Annotated in this window: 6 protein-coding genes and 1 pseudogene; all 7 read right to left on the reverse strand. The window is 56.5% G+C overall.

The window, feature by feature from the left end; translation table 11 throughout:
• A pseudogene (locus tag INT22_RS21405) lies at positions 1–509 on the reverse strand (ATP-binding protein); the annotation flags it as partial.
• Positions 506–1231, reverse strand: a complete 726-nt coding sequence (locus INT22_RS17540; RefSeq protein WP_193061594.1) for a response regulator — start codon at positions 1229–1231, stop codon at positions 506–508. The pseudogene INT22_RS21405 and the gene INT22_RS17540, both read right to left, overlap by 4 nt.
• A 120-nt stretch (positions 1232–1351) precedes the next feature.
• Entirely contained in the window at positions 1352–2149 is a 798-nt protein-coding gene (locus tag INT22_RS17545; protein WP_193061593.1) for a Cof-type HAD-IIB family hydrolase, read from the reverse strand.
• Positions 2150–2277: 128 nt separating this feature from the next.
• Positions 2278–4971 (reverse strand): beta-N-acetylhexosaminidase, encoded by a 2694-nt coding sequence (locus tag INT22_RS17550; RefSeq protein WP_193068656.1) that lies wholly within the window; start codon positions 4969–4971, stop codon positions 2278–2280.
• A gap of 17 nt (positions 4972–4988) precedes the next feature.
• Positions 4989–6395, reverse strand: a complete 1407-nt coding sequence (locus INT22_RS17555) for an OprD family outer membrane porin (RefSeq protein WP_193061591.1) — start codon at positions 6393–6395, stop codon at positions 4989–4991.
• A 192-nt stretch (positions 6396–6587) separates the two neighbouring features.
• Positions 6588–8342 (reverse strand): N-acetylglucosamine-specific PTS transporter subunit IIBC, encoded by a 1755-nt coding sequence (nagE, locus tag INT22_RS17560; protein ID WP_193068657.1) that lies wholly within the window; start codon positions 8340–8342, stop codon positions 6588–6590.
• A 1-nt stretch (position 8343) separates the two neighbouring features.
• Positions 8344–8681 (reverse strand): putative PEP-binding protein (locus tag INT22_RS21410; protein WP_319022103.1); only part of this gene is annotated, 338 nt, incomplete at its 5' end.

The raw sequence follows: 8681 nt of genomic DNA on the forward strand, positions 1-8681 counted from the left end.
GGCGAAAGCGGCTCCATTAACAGACTGTGCTGCCCCCATCGGGGTGGCAAATCATAAAGCAGCACTTCGTTATTGAAGACACGCAAGCTTTCCGGGCGGGAAAACTCCACCACCACATCGTCGATGGAGAGCTGCTCGGTCAAGATAGCACGTACATTGTCTACCACGACCTCTTTTTCTGGGCCACTGCCAATATCTTCCACGGCAATGCGTCGCTCGTTCACGCTGACAAAAAACCGCGTGCCGCCCATGCTTCGCAACTGATCCAACACAATGTGCCGGTAATCTACCGGCAGCGAACGGAAAAACCGCATGGTCGAGGCAATACTGAAGGCCATATTGCTGGAAAGCTCATCTAGCTGTTCAAGCTGGCTGGCCCGCACTTGGGAAGTCCATAGCGCATAGCTAGCCGCTTGAGCAGCCAGCACTCCCGCAATCATAATGACCACAAAGCGCCCACGTAGACTGCTCGGCAACCAGCGCGCGAGTTTGCGCTTTACACCTTTCACGAAGCGGCTTCAACCCTGGCGGTTAGCACATAACCAGCCCCACGCACGGTTCGAATCAGTTGAGAGTGCTGTGCATCTTCCCCCAGTCGCTGGCGCAAGCGGCACACGTGTACATCAATAGAGCGATCCAACGGTGGCGCTTCACGGCCGCGGGTCAAGGTGTAGAGATCATCGCGAGTAATGACGGTGGCAGGCCGTTCCAGAAATACTTGCAGTAGTTGAAAGTCTGCGCCAGAAAGTGCGGTGCGAATACCTTCCTGGTCAATCAGTTCGCGGGTCATGCGGTCTAGTTGCCAGTCGCCAAAGCGTACCCAGCGAGCCTCTTGGGTTGGCGTGCCAGTTGCTGCCGGGCGGGCTCGGCGTAACACCGCTTTAATCCGCGCCAGCAACTCACGAGGGTTGAAGGGCTTAGCGATATAGTCATCAGCGCCTAACTCAAGCCCCAAAATGCGGTCGGTATCATCGGCACTGGCGGTGAGCATAATAATCGGCGTATCGCTGGTTCTGCGCAGTTCCCGGCAGATGGTAAAACCATCATCCCCCGGCATCATGACGTCAACGACCAACAAGTCTGGCGCTTGATCAACCAGTTGCTGATACAGCGAATCCGCCCCGTCGGCAGTCAACACGTGATAGCCGTGACGCCCTAAATAGTCTGCCAACAGTTCGCGGATTTCCGCGTCGTCATCAACGACCATCAAGGTAGCAGGTGTGGTTGTCATGGTAGCAATGTGCCCCTGGGTTATTATTACTCGTTATTATCATTTTAGGGGCTAGATGATGGTGGAGTGGCCACCCTATCGCAAGCGGCCATCGACCAAGGTTGCAGCGTGAAGCGTTTATTACAGCGCGAAGCGCTTTGCTAGCCACTGAGCGACAGCCGCTTCGCCATGATGGCCAATACGCTCAGCGCTGGAAACACGATCAAATAGGGCTAGGTGGGCATTCGCCATTACCTGGGCTTCCCCTGCCAGATTAAGCATTTCAGTATCGTTTAGGTTATCGCCAAATGCTAAGCACTCTGCCGGCGTTAGCTTTAGCTTTTTCAGCAGCGCCGTTAAGGCCACGCCTTTATTAACGCCACCCGCCATAATTTCTAAAGAGTCGATCGTTGAGTATGTGATATGTAAGCTGTGACCATGCGCCTCCTGGGCCTGACATTCCAATTGCGCTAACGCAGCCGGATCGCCCAGATAGAGCACTTTACCAACTCCATCGGCATCCATCGCTTCCGGCGGCACAACCTCGTAACCAAAGCCCGTCGAGGCATGCAATGACAACAGATGCGGTGCGTCGGCATCGATATACCAGCCGCTTTCACGGTAAAGGTTGAGCCTCACCTGAGGCGGGCGCGGCAACTGAATAAGCGTTTCGGCATGGGCTGGTTCAAGATGGGTCGCGCTCAAAAGCGTGCCATCTGGAGCATGGATATATGCCCCGTTGGTACTGATTAAATAGGCCGGGATATCCAACTGATCGCGAAACACCCGCATATCGTTATAGTGGCGACCAGACGCCAGCGCGACATGATGGCCCTGCGATACAAGCGCTCTCAGCACCTCAATAGTGCTGTCGTGCAGTCGGTGGTCGCTGCCTAACAGCGTACCGTCAAGGTCGGAAACGATAAGGCGTGATGTCATGGTGCACTCCTGGTGATAGAACTTCTCAGCTTATCCGATTACGCTCGCCGCTCCCAGCCGGACTACAGAGACTCAGAGCCCTCCAAGGCAACACCGATTTATGAGGGCTCTCGCTACCTGAACAGTAGTTAATTTAGCGTCACGACACGGCTATGCCGCTGACCATTGGCACTGGCGCTGCGCAGTAGCACCGTGTTTTTCACCTCGGGTGGCGCGCTGTCCTGATAGACCTGCCAGCTTGCCCCATCGTCTAAGGAGTACTCAATACTTACTCCCGGCAGAGCGACATTGGCCACTAGCCTACCCGCTTCAACCCGGGCTCCTGGCAACGGCAGACGATAAGCGATTCCATCACGCTCCAGCCGTGGTAGGACACGCTGGCCAAGCAGGTTGGCAAAACGCTGCCAGTCCTCGATCAACGACTCATGGTCGACAAAGGACGTCTCGCCACCGATGAACGCCTGACCAGGTTGATAATCGAGTTCCCACTCGGCTTGGTGCCAGGCTCGCTCGGCCAACGCTAGCAGACGCGGGAAGATCATGTACTCCATCTGCGTCTCGCTACGTACCGTTTCACCCCAGGCTTGAGCGGAAATCCCCCGAGCGCCTTGCCACCCCTCGGCGCTCTCGGAACGAAAGGTATTGCCGTCTCGATCAACTGAGGTTTCCGCATTTTGCGCCAGATTATCGGGGGCAAAGGAGAACACTTTGCGCGTATCGGTGAAACGTGTCGCCCAGTAGTAGCCTCGTTCGTGTGGGTTGACCTCGTAGGGCATGTCAAAGTAGAGATAATCTGGGCTAGAAAGAATCACCTCATAGCCCCGCGACTGCCACTCGGCCACCGACTGACTACCGCCCCAAAACAGCGGATCCCAGAAATTGACCGCGACCTGCGGCGTCGCAAACTCGGAGGCGGACTCAACATGCTTTAGGCCGTCTTGCCAGGCTGACATCCGCGCTATTCCGTAGCTATCAGCGAGTTGATTGACCTGTAGGGCAAAACGGCTCGGCAGTTCCTCTACAGAAGCGACCTCTCCATCGGCAACGCTCTGTTGGCAAATTGGCGACGCCTCCCAGGGATGGTGCTGATCACTCTGGTCGATGGTTCCTCGCCAGTCGACCGGTTCTTCAGCATCGATATCCTGAAAACCATGACCTAGCAGGATATTCTTGGCTTCATCACCACCAAAGTGCCAATTGTCCAGCGCCTGGCCCGCCTCTTGGTGCATCGATACCACTTCGCCCATCACCTTATCGACAAAGCGGTTCGTCGACTCAAGACAGGGGTTAAGGTAGCTGCGACGATCATAGAGCTGAACCGACAGCGTATTAGACGTATCTTCAGGGTCGATTAATCGATACTCATTGGCTGCCGCACTATCGCCCTCCTCCATCAGCCGACGATATCGCGCTTCCATAGCCACCACAGCGGCACGAGCATGAGCCGGCATATCAATTTCAGGCACCACCTGAATATGGCGAGCCTCGGCATAGCGAACGATATCGATATAATCCTCACGGGTGTAGAAACCGCTACCGGCAGTATCGTCCTCTGGCCCAGAGCCCAACTGAGGTAAAAGACAGTTCGTTTCTTCCAGATCATGACAGCGCTTGCTGCCTACTTCGGTTAATTCCGCCAACCCCGGAATTTCCAGCCGCCAGCCCTCATCATCGGTGAGATGGAAGTGGAAACGGTTGAGCTTGTACGCAGCCATCTGATCCAGCAAGCGCAACACTGAGGCCTTATCTTTGAAATTCCGTGCAACATCCAACATGACGCCGCGATAGTCGTAACGTGGAGCATCATCAATGTCCATCGCTGGCACCAGCCCTTCCTCATCCATGGCCGCTATTAGCGACTGGACAGCGTAGAAAGCCCCGCTAGCGTCAAAGGCCAGAATATCGGCACCGGACTCATTGAGCTGCAGGCGATAGCCTCCCTCCCGTGCCAACGCTTCATCGAGAACGTCTGACTCAGAGACCAAGCGGGCTCGGATCACCAAGCTGTCGCCACCTTCGTTGACGGGGATGTCGAGCCGTTCGAAGCGCTCTCCCAGTACCGCTAGGCTGGCCTCGCTCAGCATTGGCATCTCGAGGCTGACCCCTTCAGACAAATCGAGAGTAGCCTCTCCCAGGCGAGATGAGCGCGGTGTCGGCAAAATAGCTCCCCGCAATGCGTCGGCGGGCATTGCAGTGGCCGCAGCGTTGCGCTCGAAGCGTGTCTCGGCCGTCATCACCACGTTGTTATCGTCCGGTGTACGCATAAGCTGCTCACCGAAAGGAGCACGGACAAAATCGGTCAGCACTTCATCACGGGTATTATCGATCACCGCGGTTTCATCGCCCACTGCCAGGTACCAGTTGGGCATCACATCGGTCATGAATAGCTGCCAGTACTCACCCACGATGGGAATTTCCAGGCTCTCTCCAGCGTCCAGTCCAGTAAAGGTGTCATTGGGTTCAAGGCGATGGAGATCCCCTGTGATACGCGTCAGTGACAGTTCAGGATGATCCATCTGCAGCAGACGACGAATACTCGAGAAATACAGCCCCCAGTCGCTCGCCTCAATGGCCTTATCGGAGGTATTGGTCAAAAGGATCGTCGCGGTGAAACAGGCGGCGTAATCCGCCCCCAATCTCTGGCAGTCGATATCATGCGCCTGTGGCTGGTTGGCAGTTACCTTGTACTGCACGTCTAGCCGCTGCGCCAAGTCATGGGCAGACGACGCATCAAGCTGAGTGGTTTCGCTGGCCTGGGCTGCCGCCGAGTTGATTGCAACCCCGATAGCCAGTGTCGTTAGGGCCTTCGTCAATGTTGTCATTGTTTTCACCTCAAGCATTACAGAATCGAGAAAGGAGCCACGACCGTGAACTTGATGTCGTGCTCATCTTGAAAGGCATTTTTAAAGCCGCCATCTCCCCAGGAGGCGTAGTCGGTGCGGTTGTCGTAGCGGGTATAGTGCAGTTGAAAACGCGTGCCCTCGGCCCAGCCATTCTGAACTTTGTAATGCACGTCAAAGTTCCAGGCGGACTCACTGAAGCGGCGCCCGGGGTCCTCAAAACCTGAGTAGGGACGAGCATCCCAGCCATAAGCATGAGCCAAGCCCAGTGACCAACCAGGCAAATCCCAGCCTTCCAGGTCATAGGTGACACCGGCGTAGAGGGACTTTTCACCATCGTGATTCCAGTCGGATCGGGCATCCCACCAGATATCCAAGCGGCCGTTGGACGATGCATAAGGAGTGGTCATTCGCGGCAGGAAGTAGCCCTGAGCCCCAGGTGCATGCACCCAGCTAAACTCAAGCCGCCAATCGAAGGCCCCCTGATCATAGTGAGCGGTAAGCACCTGTTGCCAGGCAGTACCGTCATAGACGTCGTTGGCTGAGCCATCGTCATGGCGGTCACGGGCGGCGTAGGTTTGGTAACTCAAACGCAGCGGGGAGTCGTTCAGCTGGGTAGCATAAGACACCTTGCCGAACCCTTGATCCATATAGCCCTGGGCTTGCCCAAAAGCTGCTTCGATGGCCAAGTCATCGGTGACGTCGTAGCGTGCTCCCAGCGAGTGCAGGTAGTCGATCGTTTCTCCATCAGCTTGGCGGAACTCGTAGAAGCTCTGATACCAAGGCGCCTTGTAACGATCAGCATGAAAATAGCTCAGCGATAGGTCACCTATCCTGGCGCCGAGTTCTCCACCGCGATAAGTGCCTGGCAGGAAGGACCAGTTAGGGGCGATAACACTGGTGCCTTGGGGCTGCAGATAGCCTAGCCGCCCCCACATATCGCCAAACTTGAACTTGAGTGCGGCCCGGTAGAGGCTGGCACCATTCGTCTCCTTGCCGTCCCAGCGCTCCTCCCAGAGCGTACTCGCTGGGCGGAAATTGAATTCCGTGCCCTGGTGGCGGTTCTGAAAGTCGTAAGCAGCAAAGGCGGCTAGATCCAGTCCTACAACGCCCCCCGCATGACCACTCGAAAAGTCGACAGCCAGATTGGCGGTGGAGTGCTGCAGATTGGAAGCGTAAGCCCCTGGAGTGCCCTCGCCATCAGGCCCCATACCTCCCGAACGACGATCACGGTCGCGATAGATATAAAACAGGGTGGTCTCAAGGCTGGCCTCTTCCATAAAGCCCTGGGGCTCGTCGGCAGAAGATGTCAAAGGAACCAACGATAAGGTACCGATCAGGGCTAGTTGACCAAAGCGACCTAACGGTTGCCCTTTTTGGGGCGTAGGTATGCTTGATATCAGCATGGCGTCGTATCCGATTGTTGTTGATTTTGTATTAGCGTTGCAGTGATGTGCACGTTTTAAAGACGCGCGGGGTCTGTGGGGCAGCGCAGCGCTGCCCCATAAACATGGGTCTATGACGTAGAAGTCTTGGCTAAATCGCCACGGCTCCCCGTTACTCGGCCGTTGCCGAGTAACGGGTGTCGATTACGAGCGTTAGGCTCTTAGTGAATGCGCGATAGCAGCGGCTTGATCGCCGACGATCAGATGCCATGTATTGCCGTTCAACGCCTGAATGCCTCTACATCCCAGTTGGTCAAGCGCTGCGCTGTCTAGACCAGCGCCATCGACTAGCTCTACGCGCAGGCGTGTCTGGGCTTGGACGTCCAGCCGTTGCACGTTGGCATTACCACCTAAGGCAGCCATCCAGCGTTGGGCCACCTCGGCGGGCAATGCCGTTGGTTGAGAAGGGGTTGCGGGGGTGCCAGGGCTCTGTTCAGAAGGACTATGTGCAGAAGGACTATGTGCAGCAGGGCCATGAGAAGAGGTATTAGCATCAATCGCCGCTCCACTCTGCTTGAGCGCTTGTCGAATCTCATCTGCGATACCATCCGCAATGGGCCCCATCACTACCTGGAGACCACCGCCCTGGAGACGCATAATCCCCCGAGAGCCCAACGATTTCAGAGCCGGCTCATCAATTGCCTCAGGATTCTCCAGCACCAAGCGCAACCGAGTCGTACAGGCACCTACGCTTTGCAGGTTGCTCGCGCCACCTAACGCCGTGACAAACGCTGGGCCACGCTCACCGAGTGGTGTCGGGGCTGCTGCGGAGGAAGCACTTTCCGGCTCGCGCCCTGGGGTAGGTAGATTAAAGCGGACGATGGCCCAGCGAAATACCGTGTAGTACAGAACAAAATAGACGAGGCCGACAGGCAGCATCAGCCAACCATTGGTGGAAAGCCCGTAAGAGAGTGCAAAGTCAAAGGCTCCAGCGGAGAAGGTGAAGCCAAGCTTCACGTCCAGCCAGTGCAGCAGCGCCATGGAAATGCCTGTTAACACTGCGTGCATGCCATAAAGCAGCGGTGCCAGAAACATAAAGGTGAATTCGATGGGTTCGGTGACACCGGTCAGGAAAGCCGTCAATGCCAGCGAAAGTAACAAGCCACCCACCTGGGCACGGCGTCCTTTTGGTGCGGCATGGTACATGGCCAGCGCCGCGGCTGGCAGGCCGAACATCATCACCGGGAAAAAGCCCGCCATAAAGCGCCCTGCTTCAGGGTCACCAGCAAAGAAACGGTTAAGGTCGCCATTGGCTACTACCCCAGCGGCTGTCTCAAAATTGCCGAAGACGAACCACACCAGGCTATTCAGCACGTGATGCAGACCCGTCATAATCAACAAACGGTTAATCGTTCCGTAAACGAAAAGCCCCAGTTCACCGGCGCCAATCAGCCAGTGACCAAGAGCATCAATGCCATGTTGAATAGGCGGCCAAATCACCCCAAAAACCACCCCCATTGCTACTGCCGCTAGGCCAGTAGCAATAGGTACAAAGCGTCGCCCACCAAAAAAGGCCAGATAGTCAGGGAGCTGAATCGACTTATAGCGATTATAAAGCAGGCCTGCCACGCTGCCGGCAATAATCCCTGCCAGCACCCCCATATCAATCTCAGGGTTAAGCGCGGTCAGCACCGCATCTAGCACCAGGTAGCCAATCACCCCGGCCAGGCCGGCAGCGCCGTTACTATCATCCGCGAAGCCTACGGCGAGGCCGATGGCAAAAATCAGCGCCAGGTTGGCGAAAATGGCCTGGCCAGCGCCAGCAATAAAGGCAACATCCAGCAGATCAGGCTGCCCAAGGCGCAGCAATAGACCTGCAATGGGCAATACCGCGATGGGTAGCATCAGAGAGCGGCCAAGCCGCTGTAGCCCGCCCATCAGGCGGGAACCGAAGGTCGTAGAAGACATTTCAGCACCTCTCAAGGGTCGTTGTTGTTATGTCGGTTTGGTTGGCCTTAGCAAGCCACGCGCTTAAGTGCTGGCGTACAGCGGTCGCATCGTCCAAGGCCAGTAGTGCGGGAAGTTCATCTGCCAGTGCGGCAGCATTCAGGCAACGCAGGGCAGCTTTCACTGCAGGCACACGTGCAGGTTCTACAGAGAGTTCATCGACACCCAGCGCGACGAGCAGAAGCGCGACCCGCTCATCACCCGCGGCGGCACCGCAGACACCCACGGGGCAGTGTCCTTTCGCGCCGTCTACCGTCGCTTGAATCAGCCGCAGCACCGCGGGATGCAATACATCCGCTC

The organism is Halomonas sp. 3D7M, from assembly GCF_014897885.1.
GTDB lineage: Bacteria > Pseudomonadota > Gammaproteobacteria > Pseudomonadales > Halomonadaceae > Vreelandella.